Origin of the sequence: Aeromicrobium sp., from assembly GCF_047607065.1 — a bacterium.
Taxonomy (GTDB): domain Bacteria; phylum Actinomycetota; class Actinomycetes; order Propionibacteriales; family Nocardioidaceae; genus Aeromicrobium.
This window is the reverse complement of the sequence record NZ_JASGDU010000025.1, coordinates 55774-78042: the sequence shown is the minus strand read 5'-3', so window position 1 is coordinate 78042 and position 22269 is coordinate 55774. Positions and strand designations below refer to the sequence as shown.

Here is a 22269-nt window from a genome sequence, read left to right as displayed (position 1 = left end):
GCGAGCCGATGATCCGTCCACGGCCGCGACCTCCCGGTCACCGTCGGCATCAACGGTTCCATCACCGACCACACCTCGTCAGAGATCTCCTGCCGCATCACCGTTCAAGACTCACCCACGCGAAGACGAAACCACTTGATCAACACGCCCTAGGCCGACAGCTCCAGTAGCTTCCGCACGGTGTTGAGGTTGCGGGCGGTGCCTGCCACGGCGAGGCGGCGGCCGACGGTGGCGTCCTTCATCTGCGGGCGTCCGGCACCCTGGGCGTAGCGCACGTGCAGATCGCGCCCGATGACCTCCCACCGGTCGTCTCCGGTGGGCACCTCGCGGGCCGCCTCGACGGCCTCCGCAGTGGGCGCGGCGGTCAGGAAGGTGATGTAGGAGAACTTCGGCTCGATCACCTCGAACGGGTGCGCCGCGAGCGCGTTGGCGACCTCCTCGCGGGAACGGCTGATGACCTCGCGGAAGAAGCCGAACCGCTCCTCGACGGCGTGCTCCAGCGCCCGGTCGAAGGCGTCGTGATCGTCGTCGGGCGGGACGCAGACCAGGTTGCCCGAGGCGATGTAGGTCGTCACCCGTGTCGCCCCCAGGCCCTCGGCGAGCGCGCGCCAGTCGGCCATCGGCAGCTTCGCCGTGCCGCCGACGTTGACGGCGCGGACGAGGTGGATGCGGAGCGGCGGCGTCACTTCGTGCCGGAGGAGCGTTTGGCCTCGAAGCGGTTGTAGACCACCAGGGCGATGATCGCGCCGACCACCGACAGGAACAGGCCGGCAGTGTTGAAGTCCAGGAGCTTCGCGTCGGTGAAGACGGCCCACAGGCCACCGCCGACGAAGGACCCGACGACACCGAGCACGGTGGTCGCGATGAGGCCCATAGAGTCCTTGCCGGGCACGAGCGCCCGCGCGAGCAGTCCGGCGACGAGGCCGACGATCAAGAAGATGATGATTCCCCACATGCCGTCCACCCTACGCCGACGACACGTGGCGTGTCAGCGGATGGTGAGCTGGCGGTTGGCCAGACCGTTGCGGGCGTCGCGCTGTTCGGGGGTGAGCGGCGTGTCGTCGGCGAGGGCCTCGTCGAGACGCTCTCGCAGGGCGGCGGCCGGCTCCTCCAGCGCGGCGGCCTCGCCGTCGGTCTCCCAGACCGGCACGAGCAGCCCGTGCGCGCGGAACATGCCGATGAGCCGCACGCCCTCGCCGAGATGATCGGCCTGCCCGGCATGCAGCCGGGCGAAGGCGTCCAGCAGCGGCGCTTCGTCGGTCGGCTGTACCCAGCGCAGGAAGCGGCGTTCGCCCATCTGGGTCCAGTAGGCCGCCTCCACCGAGTCGAGTTTGACCGTCGGCGCGACCCCCGCGTTGGCCTGCTCCAGCAGTGCGACGGCCTGCTCGCCGGCCTCGACGTTCTCCAGCCAGAAGTCGAAGCCCGCGTGGACGGTGACGCCCAGGTCGCTGCTGGGGTCCACCATGTCTTGCAATCGCGGGCCGACGCCGGGGTCGCGGACCGGCACCGGCTGGCCAGGCTCCAGCGTCAGGGCCGTCTCGACGATGCCCGCGAGGTCGCGGCTGATGTCACCGTGGTTGTGCAGCACCTGCAGGCCGAGCCAGATCTCGCCGTCGGGTCGCACCACCCCCGCGCCGTTGCCCGGCAGCAGCGAACAGACGCGGATCTCGCGGCCGTCGGCGGCGAGCCGCAGCGTGCCGGTGGCCGACGGCACGAACTCGCGCATAGCGACCAGATCGAGTTCGCCCGGCAGCCCCTCGAAGGTCCGCGCGACGTACGGCATGCGTGCTTTCTTCTCGCCCTTGCGGCGCGACTTCTTGCCCATGAGGCACGAGCCTAGGCGAGTGCGGTCACCGGGCAGAATGGTGCCCGTGACTACCGTGGAGATCGTGGCGAGCCTGGCCATCGCCGTCGGGATTATCGGCATCGTGCTGCCGTTCCTGCCGGGCGCGCTGCTGATCGCGGCCGCTCTGGTCGGCTGGGCCGTGGACGACGGGACGACGCAGGCATGGCTGTGGGCCGGCGGCGCGCTGCTGGTCCTGGCGGTCGGCCAGATCGTCAAATACGTGGTGCCCGGACGGCGGCTCAAGGCTTCCGGCGTTCCGAACTCGTCGGTGCTCATCGGTGGACTGCTCGCCATCGCCGGATTCTTCGTGATCCCGGTCGTCGGCCTGTTCCTGGGCTTCCTGGCCGGCGTCTACCTGGCCGAGTATCAGCGAGTCGGACAGGCGGAGGCCTGGCCGTCAACGGTGGCCGCGACTAAGGCGGTCGGCCTGTCGATCCTCATCGAACTGGCTTCGGGCTTGGTCGCCGCAGCCGTCTTCGCGGCTGCCCTCGTGCTGACCTGACCCGTCGCGGCAGGCTCGCACCTCAGGGACCCGCCACGGGTAGGAGCCGTGGGGGTCGTTTCGAGGCTTCGGCCGTGGCCGGCCTTCGCACCTCAACGACCGGGGCGCACCCGGTCCCTGAAGCGTGAGCGAGGAACGAGCGAGCCTCGAAGGGACCTGAGCAGCGGTCCGTTGTTGGGGTCGTTTCGAGGCTCGTCGCAAGCTCCTCGCGCCTCAACGACCGGGGTTTACCGCAGGTTCAGCCGTTGATCATGCCGGCGCCGACGGTGACGCCGGTGGCCTCGTCGATGAGGATGAACGACCCGGTGGTGCGGTTCTTCGAGTACGGGTCCACCAGCAGCGGCGTGGTGGTGCGCAGCCGCACCCGGCCGATCTCGTTCAAGCCCAGCTGCCCGGCCTCGGAGTCGCGGTGCAGCGAGTTGACGTCGAGGCGGTACTGCACCTCCTTGACCAGCGCCCGCGCCGCTCGCGTCGTGTGCTTGACAGCGAGTTTGCGGCCCACGGTCAGCGGGGTGGTCGTCATCCAGCAGACCATCGCGTCGACGTCCTGCGTCGGCGTCGGGGCGTTGTTGACCCGCGCGATCATGTCGCCGCGCGAGACGTCCAGGTCGTCGCTCAGCCGGATGGTCACCGACATCGGCGGGAAGGCCTGCGCGACCTCCCGGTCGAACAGGTCGATGCCCTCGATGGTCGTCGTCATGCCGCTCGGCAGCACGATCACCTCATCGCCCGGCTTGAGCACGCCGCCGGCGACCTGACCGCCGTAGCCGCGGTAGTCGTGATGCTCCTGCGACTTCGGGCGCACCACGTACTGCACCGGGAAGCGCACGTCGACGAGATCGCGGTCGGAGGCCACGTGGACGTGTTCGAGATGGTGCATGAGCGTCGGGCCGCCGTACCAGTCCATCGTGGCCGAGCGTGTCACCACGTTGTCGCCCTGGAGCGCCGAGATCGGGATGACCTCCAGGTCCGGGATGTTCAGCTTGGTGGCGAACTGCGTGAACTCGTCGTGGATGCGCGCGAAGACGTCCTCGGCGTAGTCGACCAGGTCCATCTTGTTCACCGCGAGTACCAGGTGCGGCACCCGCAGCAGCGACAGCAGCACGGCGTGCCGGCGCGACTGCTCGGTCAGCCCCTGACGGGCATCGACCAGCACCAGGCCGAGATCGGCCGTCGAGGCACCGGTGACCATGTTGCGCGTGTACTGCACGTGGCCGGGGGTGTCGGCGATGATGAACTTGCGCTTCGGCGTCGCGAAGTAGCGGTAGGCCACGTCGATGGTGATGCCCTGCTCGCGCTCCGAGCGCAGCCCGTCGGTCAGCAGGGCGAGATCGGTGTAGTCGAAGCCCTTGGCCTCGCTGGTCGCCTCCACGGCCTGCAGTTGGTCCTCGAAGATCGCCTTGGAGTCCAGCAGCAGCCGGCCGATCAGCGTCGACTTGCCGTCGTCGACCGAACCGGCGGTCGCCAAGCGCAGCAGGTCCATGTGGCCCGTGGCGGTCGTCATCAGAAGTAGCCTTCCTTCTTGCGATCTTCCATGGCGGCCTCGGAGAACCGGTCGTCGCCGCGGGTGGCACCGCGCTCGGTCACCCGCGCCACGGCCACCTCCTCGATGATCTCGTCGACTGTCGACGCGGCGGACTCCACGCATCCGGTCAGCGTGAGGTCGCCGACCGTGCGGAAGCGCACGGTGCGCTCGCCGGCCGTCTCGCCCTCGCGCAGCGGATTGAATTGCGACTCGGTCAGCAGCATCCCGTCGCGCTCGAAGACCCGCCGCTGGTGAGAGAAGTAGATGTCGGGGATATCGATGCCCTCGCGGCCGATGTACGACCAGATGTCCAGCTCGGTCCAGTTCGAGATCGGGAAGATGCGCATGTGCTCGCCGGCGTGGATGCGCCCGTTGTACAGGCTCCACAGCTCGGGGCGCTGGTTCTTGGGGTCCCACTGGCCGAACTCGTCGCGGTGGGAGTAGACCCGCTCCTTCGCGCGCGCCTTCTCCTCGTCGCGCCGCCCGCCGCCGAAGGCCGCCGTGAAGCCGTTCTCCTCGATGGCGTGCAGCAGCGTGCCGATCTGGAGGCGGTTGCGGCTGGTGCGGCCGTCGTCGACGACGATGCCGCCGGCGATGGCCTCCTCGACGCTGGCGACGATGAGCTTGACGCCCAGGCGCTCGACCCAGCGGTCGCGGCAGGCGATGACCTCGGGGAAGTCGTAGCCGGTGTCGACCTGCAGCACCGGGAAGGGGATCTTCGCCGGGTGGAAGGCCTTCTCGGCCAGGCGCAGCATGACGATGGAGTCCTTGCCGCCGGAGAACATCAAGACGGGCTTCTCGAACTCCGCAGCCACCTCCCGGAAGATGTGAATGGACTCCGCTTCGAGCTGGTCCAACTGGCTCAGCCGGTAGTCGGCGTGCGGTGCGGTCATCTCGGCCTCTCGGAACAGGGCTGTCGGGACATCGTAGTCGGCGGCGTTCTGGTAGGTCGCCGCCAGACGTGCTGCCTCGGCGGTTCCGCCGCACCGCACAGGGCTGGTGCCATCCGAGCTTAGGCTCGCCGCAGGGGTGCGCCTGACCGATTCCGGCATGTGGGACGGCGGGGCTGCACAGGCTCTTCGCCGATAAGCGGACCCGTTCATTGAGGTGCGAGCGCAGCACACCTCGAAATGACCCGCCCACGGCAGGCTTCACCCACCGAGGTCCCTTCGAGTCCGCTCGTTCCTCGCGGCACCTCAGGGACCGCTGGTGTGCCTCGAAATGGCCCTTCGCCGATAAGCGGTCCCGCCGCAGTCACCGGCATTTGGTCCCTGAGGTGTGAGGGCGCTCCGCGCCCGAGCCTCGAAGGGACCTTTACCCGCTGACGTCCCTTCGAGGCCGCCGGTCTCTCGCGGCACCTCGGGGACCGGTCGCGCCCCGAGTGGTTACAGTCGGGCTATGACGCAGTGGGAATATCTGACCGCACCGTTGCTCGTCCACAACACCAAGGCGATCCTCGACAACTTCGGCCGCGACGGCTGGGAACTCGTGCAGATCGTGCCGGGCCTGAACCCGGAGAACCTGGTGGCCTACTTCAAGCGGCCGGCGGCCTGAGATGTCGGCGGTGGCCGATCGGCTGGCGGCGCTCGGGCTGACAGTGCCCCCGGTGGCCGCCCCGGTGGCGTCCTATGTGCCCGCAGTGGCTCACGGCGGCATCGTCTTCACGTCGGGGCAGCTGCCCTTCGTCGACGGGACGCTCGTGGCTACCGGCAAGGTCGGTGCCGAGATCGATCCCGAGCGGGCCGTGGAACTGGCGAGGATCGCGGCGCTCAACGCCGTCGCGGCCATCGGCAGCGTGGCCGACCTCGACGCGGTCGTGCAGGTGGTGAAGGTGGGCGTGTTCGTGGCGAGCGCTCCCGGATTCACCGCCCAGCCGGCGGTCGCCAACGGTGCGAGCGACCTGTTCGCCGCCGCCTTCGGTGAGGCCGGACAGCACGCCCGTAGCGCCGTCGGCGTGGCCGAGCTGCCGCTCGGATCGCCGGTGGAGGTCGAGCTTCAGGTGGCCGTGGCACCGTGAGCCGGATCCGCCTGCCCGACGGCTGGGAACCGGACCTCGACCGGCCGGTGTCCGCTCCGCGTGCCGCCGCGACGGTCGCGCTGCTGCGCGATGTGCCCGGCGATGGCTCGCAGACCTACCTGCTGCGCCGCCAGCCGACGATGGCCTTCGCGCCGGGCATGTCGGTCTTCCCCGGCGGCTCGGTGCAGGCCGGTGACGACGAGCCGCTGGCCGGCTGGGTCGGTCCGTCGCCCGAGCAGTGGGGCGAGCGGCTGCGCTGCGACGCCCCGACCGCGCGGTCGCTGCTCGTCGCGGCGATCCGGGAGACCTTCGAGGAGTCCGGCATCCTCCTGGCCGGCCCGGACGCGCAGCGTACGGCAACCGGCCTGGACGCCGAGGAGTTCACGCAGGTCCGCCTCGACCTGGACGCCGGCCGGCGGAGCCTGGCCGACGTGCTGGCCGAGCACGGCTGGGTGGTGCGGACCGACCTGCTGGGCGCGTGGGCGCACTGGATCACCCCGGCCTTCGAGCCGAAGCGCTTCGACACCCGGTTCTTCGTCGCCGCCGTCCCCGAGGGGCAGCAGGTGGGATCGCTGCCCGGCGAGGCCGACCGCGGCGGCTGGCTGTCGCCCGAGGCGGCGTTGGCGCATGTTGCCGCCGGCGAGGTCGTCATGCTGCCGCCGACCATCGCGGTGTGCCGTGACCTGCGCGGCGTGCCGGCGGCGGAGGCGGTCGAACGGTCCGGGGCGCGGGTCGTGGAGTGCATCGAGCCGCGGCTCGTGCGCCGAGGCGGTGCCTGGTACATCGAGAATCCGTTGGAGGACGAGCCGGTGACGAACGAGGTACAGCGATGACCGAGCCGATCACTGAGGCACCGACGGACGTGCCGGTGGAGGTCAGCCGGTGGGCGTGCGTCGTGCGCGCCGACAACTCGACCGTGATGACCCTCGACGGCACCAACACCTGGATCCTGCGGGCACCCGGCGGCGGCCGCGCGGTCGTGGTCGATCCGGGGCCGGACGATCCGGTTCACCTCGATGTCGTGCTCGCGCGGGCCGGGGCCGTCGCGCTCGTGCTCTATACCCATTGGCATCCAGACCACACCGACGCCATCGACGTGATGGCCGCTCGCACGGGCGCTCCGGCGAGGGCACGCGAGGCCGCCTGGTGCCGGGACGCGGAGCCGCTGGCCGACGGAGAGGTGATCGAGGTCGACGGGCTGCGGATCGAGGTGGTGTTCACGCCCGGGCACACCGCCGATTCGGTCTGCCTGCTGGTCGAAGACGATGCGGCGCTGCTGACCGGCGACACGATCCTGGGGCGTGGGACGACGATCATCGCCCACCCCGACGGCGCGCTGGGCCCGTACCTGGACTCGCTGGAGCGGATCGCCGCACTCATCGGCGCGGGCCGTGTGGCGCGCCTGTACCCGGCGCACGGGCCGGTGCTGGACGAGGCCGGCGCGGCGGTCGACTTCTACCGGAGGCACCGGCTGGAGAGGCTCGACCAGGTACGGGCTGCGGTGGCAGCGGGGGCGTCGACCGCAGCCGAGGTCGTCGAGCGGGTGTACGCCGCAGTCGACCGCTCGCTGTGGCCCGCCGCCGAGCGCTCCGTCGAGGCTCAGCTCGCCTACCTGGCTGGTCAGTAGCCGGCGGTAGAACCCTTCGAGGCTCGGCCGCAGGCGGCCTCACACCTCAGGGACCGGTCGCTCATTGAGGTGCGAGCTTGCGAGCCTCGAAATGAGCTCAGGTCGCTGGGACCGGTTCTTCCGCTCAGCGGGCGCGGCGCTGGAGGCGTTCGATGTCGAGGATGATGACCGAGCGTGGTTCCAGGCGCAGCCAACTGCGCTGGGCGAAGTCGGCCAGCGCCTTGTTGACGGTCTCGCGCGAGGCACCGACCAACTGGGCCAGTTCTTCTTGCGTGAGGTCGTGATTGACGTGGATACCGTCGTCGGCACCGCGACCGAAGCGGCTGGCGAGATCCAGCAGCGCCTTGGCGACGCGGCCCGGAACGTCGGAGAACACCAGGTCGCCGACGACCTCGTTCGTGCGGCGCAGGCGCCCGGCCAGCTGGTGCAGCAGCGCGTTGGCAACGCCGGGGTGGCTGTCGAGCACCGGGCTGAGGGCATCGTGGCCAAGGCTGCGCATGTCGACATCGGTGACGGCGGTGGCGGTGGCCGAGCGCGGGCCGGGATCGAAGAAGGACAGTTCGCCGAACATCTGTCCGGGACCGAGGATGGCGAGCAGGTTCTCGCGGCCGTCCGGGGAGGTGCGGCCGAGCTTGATCTTGCCGTCGGTGACGACGTACAACTGGTCGCCTTCGTCGCCTTCCTTGAACAGGACTTCGCCGCGCCGCAGGCTCACCGATGCCATCGATGCTTCCAGCGTCGCGGCGGCGTCCTCGTCGAGACCGGCGAACAACGGGGCTTGGCGCAGTACTTCCTCGCTCACGTGGGCCTTCTCTCATGTCAAGTGCGTCACACGTCCAGTGGAAGTCTGGCACATCTTGCGGTCTCGCGGGGCGATTGGCGGTCACTATGTGGCCAGGTCGGCGGCGGCAAACGACTGGTGGGTGCCGCGAACTAGGAGATTTCGCCAGCAGGTCCCGCTGGCTGAGCTGCAAGCGAGGAACGAGTGAGCCTCGAAGCCTGCCTTGGTGGGTCCCTTCGAGGTGTGCTGCGCTCGCACCTCAGGGACCAGGCTCCTCGACGGGCGGAACCTCTAGGCTGATGCGGTGGCGAGAACTCCGGCGACGCGCGATCCGGCAGTGGTTCCGTCGTCGCGCGACGTCTCGCGCACGGCGCTGGTGCGGCGCGCCCGCCGCATGCACCGGGTGCTCGCCGAGACCTATCCGGAAGCGCGCTGCGAACTGGATTTCGGCACGCCCTTCGAGCTGCTGGTGGCGACCGTCCTGTCGGCGCAGACCACCGACCGGCGGGTCAACGCGATCACCCCGCTGTTGTTCGCCCGCTGGCCCGACGCGACGGCGATGGCCGGCGCGGGCCGGGCCGAGCTGGAGGAGGTGATTCGGCCGACGGGGTTCTTCCGGGCGAAGGCCGGCCACCTGCTCGGGTTGTCGGCGGCGCTGGTGGAGCGGTTCGACGCGCAGGTGCCGCCGCGCATGGCCGATCTGACGACGCTGCCGGGGGTCGGCCGCAAGACCGCCAACGTCGTCCTCGGCAACGCCTTCGACGTGCCCGGTCTGCCCGTCGACACGCACGTCCTGCGGCTTGTGGAGCGATTCGCCTGGGTCGACGCGCACACGGTCGCCGATCCGGTGCGCACCGAGAACGCCCTGGGCGAGCTGTTTCCGCGCCGCGACTGGACGATGCTGAGCCACCGGCTGATCTGGCACGGCCGTCGCCGCTGCCACGCGCGCACCCCGGCGTGCGGGGCCTGCCCGGTGGCCCGCTGGTGCCCGTCCTACGGTCTCGGGCCGACCGACCCGGTCGAGGCCGAAGCCCTGGTGACGACCCAAGGCCGCGCATGAGGCCGCATCCGGTCACCGAGATGCGGTTCTGGTCCCTTCGAGGCTCGCAAGCTCGCACCTCAGGGACCGGTTCTCAGTCCCCGCAGGGATTCCGGCGGGCACCGCAGCGGGCCGTGGTCGCCGTGCTCCTTCTGACGCTCGCGCTGGTCGGCTGTGCCCCGGATCGCTCGGCGGAGGTGAAGACCGAGGGTGCCCCCATCGACGCTGCGGTGCAGGCGGCCGCGCAGGAAGCGGGCATCGCCGCGTGCCCGGCCGCAGGCGGCGACGGCCCGCTGGCCGAGGCGGTCCTCGTCTGCGTCGCCACGGGGGAGCCGGCCGACCTGGCCGCCTTCGACGGCCTCGTGGTGGTCAACGTGTGGGCGCACTGGTGCGAGCCGTGCCGCCGGGAGCTGCCGCTGCTGGCACAAGCGGCGCGCGAGTACGCCGGGCAGGTGAGCTTCGTCGGTGTCGTGTTCGCCGACGAGGACCCGCAGGCGGCCGTCGACCTGGCGCGCACTGCCGGCGTCACCTATCCCCAGGTGGCCGATCCGGGCAGCGCCCTGCGCGTCCCGCTGTCGTTGCGCGGACTGCCGACCACGGTCTTCCTGCGCGACGGAAAGGTCGCCGGATCGCAGCTCACGCCCTACGACGACTACGGTGTGCTCGTCGACGATATCGCCGAGCACCTGGAGGTCGAGCCGTGAGCGTCGCCGTGCCCCCGGTGCCCGAATGGCTGCGCCCGCTGGCCGAGCTGGCCGGATCGATCGAGGCCGAACGGCTCTCGCCGCGCTTCCCGCATCCGCCCGAGGGTGCCCATCCGGCGGCCGTGCTGATGCTGTTCGCCGACGGCGAGGGCGGTCCCGAGCTGCTGCTTACCGAGCGGGCACCGACGATGCGCCAGCACGCCGGGCAGGTGTCCTTCCCCGGCGGCCGGGTCGATCCCGGTGACGGCGAGGGCCGGGACGGGTTCGTGGCGGCCGCTCTGCGCGAGGCATCCGAGGAGGTCGGCCTCGACCCGTCCGGCGTCGACGTGTTCGGAGTGCTGCCGACGCTGTGGCTGCCGCCGAGCAACTTCGCCGTCGCCCCCGTCCTCGCGTACTGGCGCGAGCCCACGGTGCTGTCGCCGGTGTCGGCCGAGGAGGTGCGCACCGTCTTGCACCAGAGGATCGAGGACCTGCTCGACCCGGCGCGCCGGTTCACGGTGGTCCATCCCGCAGGCTGGCGCGGGCCGGCGTTCGACGTCGGCACGCCGATCCCGCTGTGGGGCTTCACTGCGGGGGTCATCGCGCGGCTGTTTGAGGTCGTCGGCTGGGAGCGTCCCTGGGATGTCTCCGACGAGCGAGAGTTGCCGCCGCTGCCATGAACTCCCTGGATCTCATCATCGTCGTCATCGCCCTGGCCTTCGCGGTCTCGGGAGCGCTTCAGGGGTTCCGGGCGAACCTCGCGGCCACGGTGGGCCTGCTGATCGGCGGGGCCGTCGCGGTGGTTCTCGTGCCCCTGGTGATCTCGCCGGACGAGCCGAACTTGACCGCTTCCCTCGTGGCGCTGGCGCTCGTGGTGGTGGCGGCGGTGGGCGGACAGGTCCTCGGCACGGTGATCGGCAGTGATCTGCGCGCCGGTGTCCGGACGCCGCGCGGGAGATTCTTCGACGCGGCCGGCGGCGGGGTGCTCAGCGTCGTGTCGGTGCTCGTGGTGTCGTGGGCGCTCGGCTATGCGCTCAGCGGCACTTCGGTGCCGTATCTGTCGAAGGCCGCCCGCGAGTCGGCCATCTTGGACGGGGTCGACTCGGTGATGCCGTCGCAGGCCGACCGGCTGCTGCATGCGTTCAGCAACGCCATCGACGCCAATATCTTCCCGCGCTACCTGGACCCCTTCGACAGCGAGGACATCGTCAAGGTCGGTCCGCCGGACCCGGCAACGCTGAACCTGCCGGGGGTGGCCCAGGCGTCGGCGTCGGTGGTGAAGATCCTCGGGCAGGCGTCCTGCGACCGGGGGATCGAGGGGTCGGGTTTCGTGTATGCCGAGGACCGGGTGATGACCAATGCGCACGTGGTCGCCGGGGTCGAGAAGCCGTCGGTGATCACGACGGAGGGGTCGTTCTCGGCCAAGGTCGTCGTCTTCGATCCGGCGCTCGACATCGCGGTGCTCGCGGTCGACCTCGACCTGCCGGCGCTGGAGTTCGACACCGGCGGCGAGGCCGGTCAGGACTCGGCGGTGCTCGGCTATCCGGGCAACGGGCCGTTCGACGCGCAGGCGGCGCGCATTCGCGAGCAGATCCGGCTCAAGAGTCCCGACATCTACAACCAGGGCGAGCATGTGCGCGAGTCATTCTCGATTCGCGGCCTGGTGCGGTCGGGCAACTCCGGAGGGCCGCTGGTCTCGACCGACGGGCGGGTGCTGGGCGTGATCTTCGCGGCCTCCATCAGCGACGCGAACACCGGTTATGCGCTGACGGCCGATCAGGTGCAGGACGCGGCCGAGGAGGGGGTCGCCTCGACCAAGGCCGTCTCCACCGGCGACTGCTCCTGACCGACCCCGCCGGTAGGACCTTCGCCCGGCCCGGTCCCTGAGGTGTGAGGGCACCCCGCGCCCGAGCCTCGAAGAGACCCGCCACGGTCCTGGTCCCTTCGAGGCTCGCAGGCTCGCACCTCAGGGACCGGCGTGCTGCGCTCGCGCTTCAATGACCGAGTTCGCGCCTCTCCGCGCGCGTTCTCCATGACCGACGTCCGCCGGTCTGAGTGGCTAGGGATGTGCCGCGTAGTCTCGGGGGCGATCACGTGCCGGCCAAGGAGTGTGCATGAGGACCTTCGGATCGTTTGTCGTCGGGCTGCTGTGCCTCGCCGCCTTCGCGGTGGCGCTGCCGCTGCTGTGGGTCGGGATGAACATCGCCGACGAGGACGGCTACGTCGCGCTGAGCCGCAGCGCCCTGGACGATTCGGACACGCGCAACGAGGTCGTCGCGTCGGTCGTGGACGAGCTGGAGTCGCAGGCGAGCACGCGGCTCACCGAGATGGGCGTCCCGCAGAGCATGATCGATCAGACGCTCACCGAGATCGGCCGGGCCGCCGCCGAAGGGCTAGCGCGCGAGGCGGTCGTGGATGCCTGGGCGCAGGCACAGCGCCAGGCACATCAGCAGATGTTTGACGGTCAGGACCAGGGCTTCGTCGTGGAACTCGCCCCGCTGGTCGCGGCGGCGGCCGAGGCAGCCGATGTCGATGTCGAGGTGCCGTCGAGCCTGCCGGTCGTCGCCGACGACTCGGCCACGCGCGATGCCATCGCCCTCGTCGACAACACCCCCGGTCAGGCCACGGTCGCCCTTGGTGCCGCAGTGGTGCTGGGCTTGGCGAGCGTGGCCATCGCCAAGCGTCGCGGCAACGCCCTGTTGGTGCTGAGTATCGCGGGCCTCATCGTCGTCGGCATGGAGTACGTCCTGGCCCACCTGGCGGTCGGCTCGTTCGAGGTGTCGGATGCCTCAGGACTCGGCGACCGGGTCGCGTCGGTCGTGCTCGACGTGGCGCAGTCGTCCTACGACCGCATGCTGCTCGACGTGGGCGTCGGCACGCTGGTCGTGGTGGTGGTCGGTGCCGCGTGGGCGGCGGCCGGAATGCTCAGGCGGCGTCGCGGCCAGGACGCTGCCCTTTGAGCGCTGCCGGGATCTGCGAGGCGGTGGCGATGGTCTTCTCCGGTGCCTTGATCTTCTTGAGCCGGCTCACCCCGACGAGGACCAGCACGACCGCGAGCAGTGCGTAGACGCCCGACACGATGAGGAACGCCCAGGCGGCATGCAGGCCGGTCATCGTGAGGAAGTACGCGAAGGCGAATGACAGCAAGATGATGATGAGCAGGCCGAGGAAGCCCGCGACGAGGAACAGCAGCGAGCCGAGTACGCCGGCCTTGACGCTGAAGCGCATCTCGGCCTTGGCCAGGGCGATCTCGTGCTGTACCAGGGAGGACAGGTCGCGGCTGGCGTCGGCGACCAGCCGTCCGATGGTGGGTTCGTCGGTCGACGCGGGCGCGAGGTTGTCGGACTGTGCCATGTCCGGAGCCTACAAGCGCCCCGTGCTCCACGTCACGCCCCCGGCCGATGGTGCCGCCCCGTGGTTCGGAGTGCTGCGGCCGGGCGGGCGTGAGGGAAGTGCTGACTTATAGGTCGATGCCGCTCATTGTCCCCCGCAAGCGGGAGGTACCCCCAGTGTGTAGCGAGGTACGAGCGGAGCCTCGAAATGAGTTGCGGTTGGAGTCCCTTCGAGGCTCGCAAGCTCGCACCTCAGGGACCGGCCAACAGCACGCAACCCGAATAAACCAGCGGATCCTTAGTCCTCGTCGGCGGACGGCACCAGGGCGAGCGAGGCGATGTGCCTGGGCCGGACGACGGAGAAGTGCCGGAGATCGAGCGTGGCGACCTCGGTAGCGCCCAGACGTTCGGCGACGGCGATCACCGAGGCATCGGTGGTGCCCAGCGGGAGGTCCGCATATCGGCTGACGAGTTCGCTCATGCGCCGGTAGTCCGCAGGTGTCAGGTCAACGGTCTCGAAATCCCCTGCGGCGACCGAGCCGAGGAATGCGGCCTCAACGGCGGGGCTGCCGTATCGGTTGAGGAAGTAGCCCACCTCCGCAGTGACGGTGGGTGGCAGGATCAGCCGCCGTCCGGCCAAGCGGGACCCGGTCAGTAGTTCGACACAGGCATGGTGGCGGCGTTGGTTCGGTATGGCCGCCGCGACCAGTGGTCCGGTGTCGAAGACGATCATCGTGGGTGGCGACCGAAGTCCGTCATGTAGGCGTCGAGGTTCTCGGTCAGGTCTTCGGGGACATCGGGGTTGTCGACCGTGCCGATCCATGAGAAGGGCGGAGAGACAGGACTGTCGACTGCGGTGAGATGGCGGCGGAGGTCGGCGGCGGCCCGAGCGAGTTCGCCATCGGGCAGCTCGTCCACAAGATCGTGGAGTTCGCTTCGACTGACGGTCATATTCGCAGCCTACAAGTCCGCCGCGAGCGCGTCATGCGAATGCGGCGGCGGCCGGCCCGGACGTCAGTCCTCGTCGGCGGACGGCTTGGCGAGGCCGGCGGTGATGAGATCCATGACCGACGAGTCCGCCAGGGTCGTCGCGTCGCCGACCTCGCGGTTCTCGGCCACGTCGCGCAGCAGGCGGCGCATGATCTTGCCCGAACGGGTCTTGGGCAGCTCCGGCACGACCATGATCTGCCGCGGCTTGGCGATGGCACCGATCTCCTTGGCGACGTGGCTGCGCAGCTCGGCCTGGACATCCTGCCCGTCGGCGCTATCGCGCAAGATGACGAAGGCCACCACCGCCTGCCCGGTCGTGTCATCGCTCGCGCCGACCACCGCCGCCTCGGCGACGCTCGGGTGCGAGACCAGCGCCGACTCGATCTCGGTGGTCGACAACCGGTGCCCCGACACGTTCATTACGTCATCGACGCGCCCCAGCAGCCAGATCGAACCGTCTGAGTCCTTCTTGGCCCCGTCGCCGGCGAAGTACATGCCCGGCCAGCGCGACCAGTAGGTGTCGATGTAGCGCTGCCGGTCGCCCCAGATCGTGCGCAGCATCGACGGCCACGGCTCGGTCACCACGAGGTAGCCGCCCGAGCCGTTCGGCACGGAGTGGCCCGCGTCGTCGACCACATCGACGCTGATCCCCGGGAACGGGGTCATTGCCGAGCCGGGCTTGGCTGCCGTGACGCCCGGCAGCGGCGTAATCATGTGCGCGCCGGTCTCGGTCTGCCACCAGGTGTCGACGATGGGTGCTCGGTTGCCGCCGATGTTCTCGCGGTACCAGACGTACGCCTCGGGGTTGATCGGCTCGCCGACCGAACCGAGCACCCGTAGGCTCGACAGGTCGTACTCGGCCGGGATCTGCCGGCCCCACTTCATGAACGTGCGCACGGCCGTCGGGGCGGTATGGAAGAGGGTCACGCCGTAGGTCTGCACGATCTCCCACCAGCGGCCCTTGTGCGGGGTGTCCGGAGTGCCCTCGTAGAGCACCTGCGTCGCTGCGTCGGCAGTCGGCCCGTAGACGATGTAGGAGTGCCCGGTGACCCAGCCGATGTCGGCGGTGCACCAGTAGACGTCGGTGTCGCGCTTGTGGTCGAACGTGCCGAAGAAGGTCGTCACCGCCTGGGTGAGGTAGCCGCCGGTCGTGTGCAGGATGCCCTTGGGCTTGCCGGTCGTGCCGGAGGTGTACATGACGTACAGCGGATGCTCGGCGTCGAAGGCCTCGGGCGTGTGGTCGGTCGAGGCCTCGTCGACCAGATCGTGCCACCAGAGGTCGAGATCGCCGTTCCAGGCGACCTCCTGCCCGGTCCGCCGGACGATGAGGACGTTCCCGACCGGGCTGGCCTCGCCGAGCTTGACCAGCGCCTCGTCGACGGCCGGCTTGAGCGCCGAGGGCGCGCCGCGCCGATAGCCGCCGTCGGCGGTGATGACGAGCTTCGCGCCGCAGTCGGCGATGCGGCTGGCCAGGGCGTCGGAGCTGAAGCCGCCGAAGACGACGGTGTGCGGGGCGCCCAGGCGGGCGCAGGCGAGCATGGCGATGACCGCCTCGGGGATCATCGGCAGGTAGATCGCGACCCGGTCGCCGGCCACGATGCCGAGTTCGGTGATCGCGTTGGCCGCGCGGCAGACCTCGTCTTTGAGGTCGGCGTAGGTGATCGTGCGGGTGTCGCCCGGCTCGCCGACGAAGTGGAAGGCCACCTTGTCGCCGAGGCCGTTCTCGACGTGCCGGTCGACGCAGTTGTAGGCGACGTTGAGCTTGCCGCCCACGAACCACTTCGCGAAGGGTGGATCGGACCAGTCCAGGACCTCGCCGAACGGGGTGTCCCAGGTCAGTCGGCCGGCCTGTTCGGCCCAGAAGGCCAGCCGGTCGGCGGAGGCCTGCTGATAGGTCTCGGCGGTGAAGTTGGCCTGCGCGGCCAGGTCGGCCGGAGGCTCGAAGATGCGGTCCTCGTGGGCCAGATTGCTGATGGTCTCGTCAGTCACGGGTTTCTCCTAGGGACCGTTTCCTGTCCCCGCTGGTGAGGCGGGAACGAGATGTATGCGTGTTCTACCTCACATTGTGACCTTCGTGGTTGGCCGAGACCGGTGGCCCCGGTGAACACGGGTTCCGGCGGGGAAGGCTGCGGGCATGACGAAGGGTCCTCGAAACTCAATCTGGAGAACCCGGTTGCTGCGAGAATGGAGGGTATGTCGCCTGTCTTTGGTTCTTTTCGTCGTTGCGCGCTGGGTCTGAGCGCCGTGCTGGCCGCTGGCACGATGGCGGTGTTGGGCACGGCGGCTCCCGCCACAGCGGCCGCCGATCCGGACCACGTCTGGTTGAGCCACGCGACGACGACCAATGCCACGACGGTGGTCCAGCTCATCTTCCCGACCGGCGTGACGGGCACGATGACCACGACGGCCGCGACCGGCTGGTGCTACAACGTGACGCAGAGCATCAATCTCTCCACCCAGACGAACGCGGCCGCCGCGTACACGCCGACTCCGCCGAATCAGTACGGCTACATCCCCCGCTTCGAGTGCAATGCGGCGGCTAGTCGCGTGCTCGACGTGGCGTTCAGTAAGCCGGTTCAGGGTCTGATCTTCCATGTGCTGAACCAGGACGAGTCGCAGTTCGTCTTCGGTGGCGGCGTCCAGATCACGAAGCTGAGCAGCAACTCCGCGATGACGTCGGACTCGACCACCACCAACCTCACCACCACGACGACCAGCAATAGCGGCTGCGCGTCGGATGCGGGCACCAACGGCAACGGCCGTTGTGGGTCGTTCCTGGTGAGTCCGACGGCCGCCGGCCAGACGAAGGTGCAGAACTTCACCCTGGAGGCGCACAACCTCACCACGTCCACCAGGGATTCCGTGTGGGCGACGTTTTCGTATCCGGGTGCGGATTTGACGAAGGTGTTCTCGTCGTCTCGGGTGATTCCGGGTCAGGCGGTGGATTTGACGTTCACGGTGGCTAATCCGTCGGGTTCGGGTCGTGTCGACCTGGTGGGGATGGATTTCACGGACGCGCTGCAGTCGGGTCTGGTGGCGGCGAGTGATGAGGTGACGTTCACGGATTGTGGTGAGAATGCGTCGAGCAATGTGACCGTGGGTGCGGGCACGTTGACGTTCGAGAATCTTGATGTGGATTTGGGTACGAGTTGTGTGGTGACGGTGTCGGTGGTGGCGCAGGCTGCGGGGACGTACGCGAACACGAATGACAATCTGTCGTCGACGGTGGCGAATATTGTGCCGAGTGTGCCGACGGGGACGCAGTTGAGTGTGGTTGATCCGGTGGCGGTGGTCGATGACTCGGCGACGTTGCAGCCGGGTGAGGCGAGTGTGACGGTGGATGTGCTGGCCAATGACGTCTCGGGGTTGCCGTCGGGTGTGACGTTGGATGCCACGTCGGTGAAGTTGGTGGATCCGGTCGACGGTCAGCCGAAGTCGTCGGTGACGACCGATGAGGGCACGTGGTCGGTGGATGCGACGACGGGTGAGGTGACGTTTACTCCGGTGGCGGGGTATGTGGGTGAGGTTCCGGCGATCTCGTATGTGGTTGATGGTGACGATGGTGTGACCTATACCGCTGAGGTGTCTGTTGAGGTGATCGGTGCGGTCACGGATGATGTTGTTTACACGGTGCCGGGTGGTTCGGCGGTGTTCGATCCGTTGGCGAATGATTCGGTTCCGGGTGAGTCGTTGGATCCGACGTCGGTGCGGTTGGTGGATCCGGTGACTGGTGGTGAGGTGACGACCTTGACCACGGATGAGGGCACGTGGAGTGTGAATCCGTTGACTGGTGAGGTGACGTTTACTCCGGTGGCGGGTTTCGTGGGTACGCCCGATCCGGTGACGTATCTGGTCGATGGTGGGGATGGTCGTACGTATGCGGCGACGATCACGGTCACGGCGGTCGGCGAGGCCGCCGGTGACGGGCCGGTGGTGATCGAGGCTGCTGCTGGAGATGTGACGACGGTGGCCGGGGTGTTGCCGGGTACGGGGTCGGGACTCTCGTGGATGGCGGTCGGGTTTGGGTTGCTCCTGGCCGTGGCGGGCGGACTCCTCATCCGCCGCCGCACCTGACAGGCGGGTCCCTGAGGTGCGAGGCCGTTCGCGGCCGAGCCTCGAAGGGACTCCCGCCAGGGAAAGGTCTCGACAACGGGGCCGCCGAGGTGACACCGTGGCGTGTCTCCTTCATGAGATATCTTGATATCAAACAATCTTGCGCGCGAAACGGAGTTACCGTGGCCGATCCGACGATCATCTACACCCACACCGACGAGGCCCCCGCACTGGCGACGCACTCGTTCCTGCCGATCATCCAGGCCTACGCGAAGACTGCGGGTGTCGAGGTCGAGACGCGCGACATCTCGCTCGCGGGCCGTATTCTCAGCCAGTTCCCCGAGTTCCTCACCGAGGGACAGCGGGTCGGTGACGCGCTCGCCGAACTCGGTGCGCTCGCGCTGCGCCCCGAGGCCAACATCATCAAGCTGCCGAACATCTCCGCGTCGGTGCCGCAGCTCAAGGCCGCCGTCGCCGAACTGCAGGCGCAGGGCTACGCGCTGCCGGACTACCCCGAGGACCCGCAGAGCGACACCGACCGCGACATCCGCGCCCGCTACGACAAGGTCAAGGGGTCGGCGGTCAACCCGGTGCTGCGCGAGGGCAACTCCGACCGCCGCGCGCCCGCCTCGGTCAAGAACTACGCCAAGGCTCACCCGCACCGCATGGGCGCCTGGACGGCCGACTCGAAGACCGCCGTGGCCACGATGGGCGTCAACGACTTCCGCGCCAACGAGAAGTCGGTGGTGATCGAGGCCGACGACACGCTGCGCATCGAACTGGCCGGCACTGACGGCACGACCACAGTGCTGCTGGAGTCGCTGCCGGTCATCGCCGGTGAGGTCATCGACGGCACCTTCCTCGACGTCGCCGCGCTGCGCGCCTTCCTCGCCGAGCAGATCGCCCGCGCCAAGGCCGAGGGCGTGCTGTTCAGCGTTCACCTCAAGGCCACGATGATGAAGGTCTCCGACCCGATCATCTTCGGCCACGTCGTGCGGGCCTTCTTCCCGAAGACCTTCGAGACCTTCGGAGCCGACCTCGACGCCGCCGGCCTCAGCCCCAACGACGGCCTCGGTGCGATCCTCGCGGGCCTGGCCGAGCTGCCGAACGGTGCGGAGATCAAGGCCTCCTTCGACGCCGAGCTGGCCGACGGCCCGGAGCTGGCGATGGTCAACTCCGACAAGGGCATCACCAACCTGCACGTGCCCAGCGATGTCATCGTCGATGCGTCGATGCCGGCGATGATCCGCACCTCGGGCCACATGTGGGGTCCGGACGGGCAGGAGGCCGACACGCTGGCGGTCATCCCCGACTCCTCCTACGCGGGTGTCTACCAGGTCGTCATCGACGACTGCAAGGCCCACGGCGCCTACGACCCGGCCACGATGGGCACCGTCCCCAACGTCGGCCTCATGGCCCAGAAGGCCGAGGAGTACGGCAGCCACGACAAGACCTTCGAGGTGCCGGCCGACGGCACGGTGCGCGTCGTCAACGCCGCCGGTGACGTGCTGATCGAGCACGCGGTCAAGGCCGGTGACATCTGGCGCGCCTGCCAGACCAAGGACGTGCCGATCCGCGACTGGGTCAAGTTGGCCGTCACGCGCGCCCGCGCCACCGGCGACCCGGCGGTGTTCTGGCTCGATCCGTCGCGCGCTCACGACCGCAACCTCATCGCCAAGGTCGAGGCCTACCTGCCCGACCCTGCTGTTGTGGGAGGGGACACCGACGGCCTCGACATCCGCATCCTCTCGCCGGAGGAGGCCACGAAGCTGTCGGTCGAGCGCATCCGCGAGGGCCTCAACACGATCAGCGTCACCGGCAACGTGCTGCGCGACTACAACACCGACCTGTTCCCGATCCTCGAGTTGGGCACGAGCGCCAAGATGCTCTCGGTCGTGCCGCTCATCAACGGCGGCGGCCTGTTCGAGACCGGCGCGGGCGGCTCGGCGCCCAAGCACGTGCAGCAGCTGGTCGAGGAGAACTACCTGCGCTGGGACTCCCTCGGCGAGTTCCTCGCGCTCGCGGTGAGCCTGGAGCACCTGGCCCAGACCACGCACAACCCCCGTGCGCAGGTGCTGGCCGACACGCTCGACCGGGCGACCGGTTCCTTCCTCGACCACGACCGTTCGCCGGGCCGCAAGCTCGGGACCATCGACAACCGGGGCAGTCACTTCTACCTCGCGCTGTACTGGGCACAGGAGCTGGCGGCGCAGTCCGAGGACGCCGAGCTGGCCGCGGCCTTCGGCCCGCTCGCCGAGGCGCTCGCGGCCAAGGAGGAGACCATCGTCGCCGAGTTGATCGCGGTGCAGGGGTCGCCGGCCGACATCGGCGGCTACTACCAGCCCGACGTCGCCAAGGCCTCGGCTGTCATGCGCCCGTCCGCCACGCTCAACGAGACCCTCGCCACCCTCGGCTGACGCTCCCCCCGAGGTGGGAGGAGCGAAGCTGGTCATTGAGGTACGAGCGAGGAACGAGCGAGCCTCGAAATGACCTACCACCGCAGGCTTCGAGGCTCGTCGCAAGCTCCTCGCACCTCAGCCGGCGGGACTAACCGCGCGTGTTGTCAGTCGTCGAGTCCGCGGGCGGCGAGGGCGTCGCCGGTGGCGTAGGCGTGGGCGACTACACGGATGGCGAAGGGTGTGAGCAGGGCACGGGGGTTGCGTTCCAGCCCCCGTGCCTTCGCCGCCGCGCGAGTCTCCTGGGCGACCTCCATGACCGCCGGGAGGGCGCGCAGCACGAGGGCGAAGGCCAAGGCGATCCGTTCCGGTCGTCCGCCGACGAACCGCAGCGGCGACGCGATGCGCTCGACCGTGCTGAGCAGGTCGTCGACGGCAGTGGTCGAGGTAAAGACCAGGCCGACGAGGAACAATGCGAGCAGGTTCGTCACGACCGCCACCGCGATGTCGGGGCCGCGCTGCCAGGTCTGGAAGGCCGCGACGAGGGCGAGCATGAGCAGGAAGCCGCGCATCGTCCGCAGAGTCCGGCGCAGCGGCAGCCCCGCCCACACGGCCAGGAGGAGCGCGATACCCGCGAAGATCGGCGAGTAGGCCGGCCCGCGCAGCGCCACCACCGCGATCGACCACAGCGCCACCGCGGCCAGTTTCTGCCCCGCCGGCCGTCGGTGCAGCCAGGTCGTGCCGGGGCGGTAGACGCCGAGCAGGTCGCTCACAGGGCCGAGTCCTCGACCAGCGCGACATAGTGGTCGACCGCCTCGGCGGCGGCCCCGTCGAAGACGACACGGGCCTGGTCGACCACCAGTACCCGGTCGCAGCGTCGGGCGAGGTCGAGGTCATGGGTCACCACGACGACTTGCTGACGCAGTCCGAACAGCCGCTCGGCGACGAGCCGGGCGTTGCGCAGGTCGAGCAGCGTGGTCGGCTCGTCGGCGACGACGACCTCCGGCTCGGTGGCGAGCACCCCGGCTAGCGCGAGCAGCTGCTTCTGCCCGCCCGACAGCGAGTGGACCGAGACGTCGGCGCGCTCACCGAGGCCGATCTCGTCCAACACCGCCCGTGCTCGCTCGCGCCGCTCCCGCTTGTCCGCGACGGTGCGCCGCAGCGACAGGGAAACGTCCTCCAACGGCGTGGACATCACCAGTTGCGCGTCCGGGTGGGTGAACACGAAACCGACCTTGCGGCGTACCTCGCGCCCCTGCTCGGCGACGTCGAGACCGTCGACCAGGACCTGGCCGGACGCCGGAAGACTCAGCCCGTTGAACAGGCGGACGAGGGTCGATTTGCCCGAGCCGTTCGCGCCGACGATTCCGACGCGGGACTCGTCGAGCCTCAGCGTGGTCGGTTCCAGCAGCGTGACGTGCCCCTGGGGGGAGTCGACGACGACACTCGCCTCGCGCAGTTCGATCACGGGCTCAGTC

24 protein-coding genes are annotated in these 22269 nt (G+C 69.3%); 12 read left to right on the top strand and 12 right to left on the bottom strand.

All coding sequences use genetic code 11. The features are described 5' to 3' along the window. Positions 1-149 precede the first annotated feature (149 nt). From QM597_RS04075 to QM597_RS04065, 3 genes are read right to left on the bottom strand one after another with little or no spacing between them, the layout of a single operon-like run. The gene (locus QM597_RS04075; RefSeq protein ID WP_415003587.1) at positions 150-686 is read right to left on the bottom strand and encodes a DUF1697 domain-containing protein; all 537 of its coding nucleotides are present in this window, start codon (positions 684-686) and stop codon (positions 150-152) included. Continuing rightward, positions 683-955 carry a GlsB/YeaQ/YmgE family stress response membrane protein gene (locus tag QM597_RS04070; protein WP_415003586.1) on the bottom strand — a complete coding sequence of 91 codons (273 nt, stop codon included), beginning with the start codon at positions 953-955 and terminating at the stop codon, positions 683-685. The genes QM597_RS04075 and QM597_RS04070 overlap by 4 nt, the downstream gene beginning before the upstream one ends. Positions 956-988: 33 nt before the next feature. Further along, a complete protein-coding gene (locus tag QM597_RS04065; RefSeq protein ID WP_415003585.1) occupies positions 989-1825 on the bottom strand; it encodes a DUF5926 family protein in 837 nt (278 codons plus the stop codon). A gap of 46 nt (positions 1826-1871) precedes the next feature. Between QM597_RS04065 and QM597_RS04060 the strand changes: the two genes are divergently transcribed. Then, complete coding sequence (locus tag QM597_RS04060) at positions 1872-2348, top strand: DUF456 domain-containing protein (protein ID WP_415003584.1); 477 nt, start codon at positions 1872-1874, stop codon at positions 2346-2348. A 238-nt stretch (positions 2349-2586) separates the two neighbouring features. Here the strand turns inward: QM597_RS04060 and QM597_RS04055 are convergent, their stop codons facing one another. After that, the gene (locus tag QM597_RS04055; RefSeq protein WP_415003583.1) at positions 2587-3852 is read right to left on the bottom strand and encodes a sulfate adenylyltransferase subunit 1; all 1266 of its coding nucleotides are present in this window, start codon (positions 3850-3852) and stop codon (positions 2587-2589) included. After that, complete coding sequence (gene cysD, locus QM597_RS04050; RefSeq protein ID WP_415003595.1) at positions 3852-4766, bottom strand: sulfate adenylyltransferase subunit CysD; 915 nt, start codon at positions 4764-4766, stop codon at positions 3852-3854. Before cysD ends, QM597_RS04055 begins: the two co-directional genes overlap by 1 nt. A 505-nt stretch (positions 4767-5271) precedes the next feature. Between cysD and QM597_RS04045 the strand changes: the two genes are divergently transcribed. The 4 genes from QM597_RS04045 to QM597_RS04030 are packed head-to-tail and all read left to right on the top strand — an operon-like array spanning position 5272 to position 7517. Beyond that, positions 5272-5427, top strand: a complete 156-nt coding sequence (locus tag QM597_RS04045; RefSeq protein WP_415003582.1) for a DUF4177 domain-containing protein — start codon at positions 5272-5274, stop codon at positions 5425-5427. A 1-nt stretch (position 5428) separates the two neighbouring features. Next, positions 5429-5890 carry a RidA family protein gene (locus QM597_RS04040; protein ID WP_415003581.1) on the top strand — a complete coding sequence of 154 codons (462 nt, stop codon included), beginning with the start codon at positions 5429-5431 and terminating at the stop codon, positions 5888-5890. Then, positions 5887-6723 (top strand): NUDIX hydrolase, encoded by an 837-nt coding sequence (locus QM597_RS04035; protein ID WP_415003580.1) that lies wholly within the window; start codon positions 5887-5889, stop codon positions 6721-6723. The genes QM597_RS04040 and QM597_RS04035 overlap by 4 nt, the downstream gene beginning before the upstream one ends. After that, a complete protein-coding gene (locus tag QM597_RS04030) occupies positions 6720-7517 on the top strand; it encodes an MBL fold metallo-hydrolase (RefSeq protein WP_415003579.1) in 798 nt (265 codons plus the stop codon). Before QM597_RS04035 ends, QM597_RS04030 begins: the two co-directional genes overlap by 4 nt. Before the next feature lie 124 nt (positions 7518-7641). On the opposite strand, the gene QM597_RS04025 is transcribed toward QM597_RS04030, so the two are convergent. Beyond that, complete coding sequence (locus QM597_RS04025; RefSeq protein WP_415003578.1) at positions 7642-8319, bottom strand: Crp/Fnr family transcriptional regulator; 678 nt, start codon at positions 8317-8319, stop codon at positions 7642-7644. A 373-nt stretch (positions 8320-8692) separates the two neighbouring features. Between QM597_RS04025 and nth the strand changes: the two genes are divergently transcribed. From nth to QM597_RS04000, 5 genes are all read left to right on the top strand, one after another. Continuing rightward, positions 8693-9358 (top strand): endonuclease III, encoded by a 666-nt coding sequence (gene nth / locus QM597_RS04020; RefSeq protein WP_415003594.1) that lies wholly within the window; start codon positions 8693-8695, stop codon positions 9356-9358. After that, the gene (locus QM597_RS04015) at positions 9355-10041 is read left to right on the top strand and encodes a TlpA family protein disulfide reductase (RefSeq protein WP_415003577.1); all 687 of its coding nucleotides are present in this window, start codon (positions 9355-9357) and stop codon (positions 10039-10041) included. The genes nth and QM597_RS04015 overlap by 4 nt, the downstream gene beginning before the upstream one ends. Further along, positions 10038-10700: an NUDIX hydrolase gene (locus tag QM597_RS04010; protein WP_415003576.1), complete on the top strand. Its 663-nt coding sequence runs from the start codon at positions 10038-10040 to the stop codon at positions 10698-10700. Before QM597_RS04015 ends, QM597_RS04010 begins: the two co-directional genes overlap by 4 nt. Continuing rightward, complete coding sequence (locus QM597_RS04005; RefSeq protein ID WP_415003575.1) at positions 10697-11866, top strand: MarP family serine protease; 1170 nt, start codon at positions 10697-10699, stop codon at positions 11864-11866. The genes QM597_RS04010 and QM597_RS04005 overlap by 4 nt, the downstream gene beginning before the upstream one ends. A gap of 268 nt (positions 11867-12134) precedes the next feature. Then, entirely contained in the window at positions 12135-12980 is an 846-nt protein-coding gene (locus tag QM597_RS04000; protein ID WP_415003574.1) for a hypothetical protein, read from the top strand. Here QM597_RS04000 and QM597_RS03995 read toward each other — a convergent pair. The 4 genes from QM597_RS03995 to acs all read right to left on the bottom strand — a co-directional run bounded on the left by QM597_RS03995 (position 12946) and on the right by acs (position 16331). Further along, positions 12946-13374 carry a phage holin family protein gene (locus tag QM597_RS03995; RefSeq protein WP_415003573.1) on the bottom strand — a complete coding sequence of 143 codons (429 nt, stop codon included), beginning with the start codon at positions 13372-13374 and terminating at the stop codon, positions 12946-12948. The genes QM597_RS04000 and QM597_RS03995 overlap by 35 nt on opposite strands. A 276-nt stretch (positions 13375-13650) precedes the next feature. After that, positions 13651-14085 carry a type II toxin-antitoxin system VapC family toxin gene (locus QM597_RS03990; protein WP_415003572.1) on the bottom strand — a complete coding sequence of 145 codons (435 nt, stop codon included), beginning with the start codon at positions 14083-14085 and terminating at the stop codon, positions 13651-13653. Continuing rightward, the gene (locus QM597_RS03985) at positions 14082-14303 is read right to left on the bottom strand and encodes a hypothetical protein (protein WP_415003571.1); all 222 of its coding nucleotides are present in this window, start codon (positions 14301-14303) and stop codon (positions 14082-14084) included. The genes QM597_RS03990 and QM597_RS03985 overlap by 4 nt, the downstream gene beginning before the upstream one ends. A 63-nt stretch (positions 14304-14366) precedes the next feature. Further along, positions 14367-16331, bottom strand: a complete 1965-nt coding sequence (acs, locus tag QM597_RS03980) for an acetate--CoA ligase (RefSeq protein ID WP_415003570.1) — start codon at positions 16329-16331, stop codon at positions 14367-14369. Between the two features lie 204 nt (positions 16332-16535). On the opposite strand from acs, the gene QM597_RS03975 reads away from it, so the two are divergent. After that, a complete protein-coding gene (locus QM597_RS03975) occupies positions 16536-18416 on the top strand; it encodes a hypothetical protein (RefSeq protein ID WP_415003569.1) in 1881 nt (626 codons plus the stop codon). Positions 18417-18577: 161 nt separating this feature from the next. Then, complete coding sequence (locus QM597_RS03970; RefSeq protein WP_415003593.1) at positions 18578-20812, top strand: NADP-dependent isocitrate dehydrogenase; 2235 nt, start codon at positions 18578-18580, stop codon at positions 20810-20812. Positions 20813-20958: 146 nt separating this feature from the next. On the opposite strand, the gene QM597_RS03965 is transcribed toward QM597_RS03970, so the two are convergent. Further along, entirely contained in the window at positions 20959-21564 is a 606-nt protein-coding gene (locus QM597_RS03965) for an energy-coupling factor transporter transmembrane component T family protein (RefSeq protein ID WP_415003568.1), read from the bottom strand. After that, complete coding sequence (locus tag QM597_RS03960) at positions 21561-22259, bottom strand: energy-coupling factor ABC transporter ATP-binding protein (RefSeq protein WP_415003567.1); 699 nt, start codon at positions 22257-22259, stop codon at positions 21561-21563. Before QM597_RS03960 ends, QM597_RS03965 begins: the two co-directional genes overlap by 4 nt. Positions 22260-22269 lie beyond the last annotated feature (10 nt).

Bases quoted from the DNA above. Each gene is read 5' to 3' on its own strand.
- QM597_RS04070 (WP_415003586.1), bottom strand. From the start codon at position 955: ATGTGGGGAATCATCATCTTCTTGATCGTCGGCCTCGTCGCCGGACTG.
- QM597_RS04065 (WP_415003585.1), bottom strand. From the start codon at position 1,825: ATGGGCAAGAAGTCGCGCCGCAAGGGCGAGAAGAAAGCACGCATGCCG.
- QM597_RS04055 (WP_415003583.1), bottom strand. From the start codon at position 3,852: ATGACGACCGCCACGGGCCACATGGACCTGCTGCGCTTGGCGACCGCC.
- cysD (WP_415003595.1), bottom strand. From the start codon at position 4,766: ATGACCGCACCGCACGCCGACTACCGGCTGAGCCAGTTGGACCAGCTC.
- QM597_RS04045 (WP_415003582.1), top strand. From the start codon at position 5,272: ATGACGCAGTGGGAATATCTGACCGCACCGTTGCTCGTCCACAACACC.
- QM597_RS04040 (WP_415003581.1), top strand. From the start codon at position 5,429: ATGTCGGCGGTGGCCGATCGGCTGGCGGCGCTCGGGCTGACAGTGCCC.
- QM597_RS04030 (WP_415003579.1), top strand. From the start codon at position 6,720: ATGACCGAGCCGATCACTGAGGCACCGACGGACGTGCCGGTGGAGGTC.
- nth (WP_415003594.1), top strand. From the start codon at position 8,693: ATGCACCGGGTGCTCGCCGAGACCTATCCGGAAGCGCGCTGCGAACTG.
- QM597_RS04015 (WP_415003577.1), top strand. From the start codon at position 9,355: ATGAGGCCGCATCCGGTCACCGAGATGCGGTTCTGGTCCCTTCGAGGC.
- QM597_RS04005 (WP_415003575.1), top strand. From the start codon at position 10,697: ATGAACTCCCTGGATCTCATCATCGTCGTCATCGCCCTGGCCTTCGCG.
- QM597_RS04000 (WP_415003574.1), top strand. From the start codon at position 12,135: ATGAGGACCTTCGGATCGTTTGTCGTCGGGCTGCTGTGCCTCGCCGCC.
- QM597_RS03995 (WP_415003573.1), bottom strand. From the start codon at position 13,374: ATGGCACAGTCCGACAACCTCGCGCCCGCGTCGACCGACGAACCCACC.
- QM597_RS03990 (WP_415003572.1), bottom strand. From the start codon at position 14,085: ATGATCGTCTTCGACACCGGACCACTGGTCGCGGCGGCCATACCGAAC.
- QM597_RS03985 (WP_415003571.1), bottom strand. From the start codon at position 14,303: ATGACCGTCAGTCGAAGCGAACTCCACGATCTTGTGGACGAGCTGCCC.
- QM597_RS03975 (WP_415003569.1), top strand. From the start codon at position 16,536: ATGTCGCCTGTCTTTGGTTCTTTTCGTCGTTGCGCGCTGGGTCTGAGC.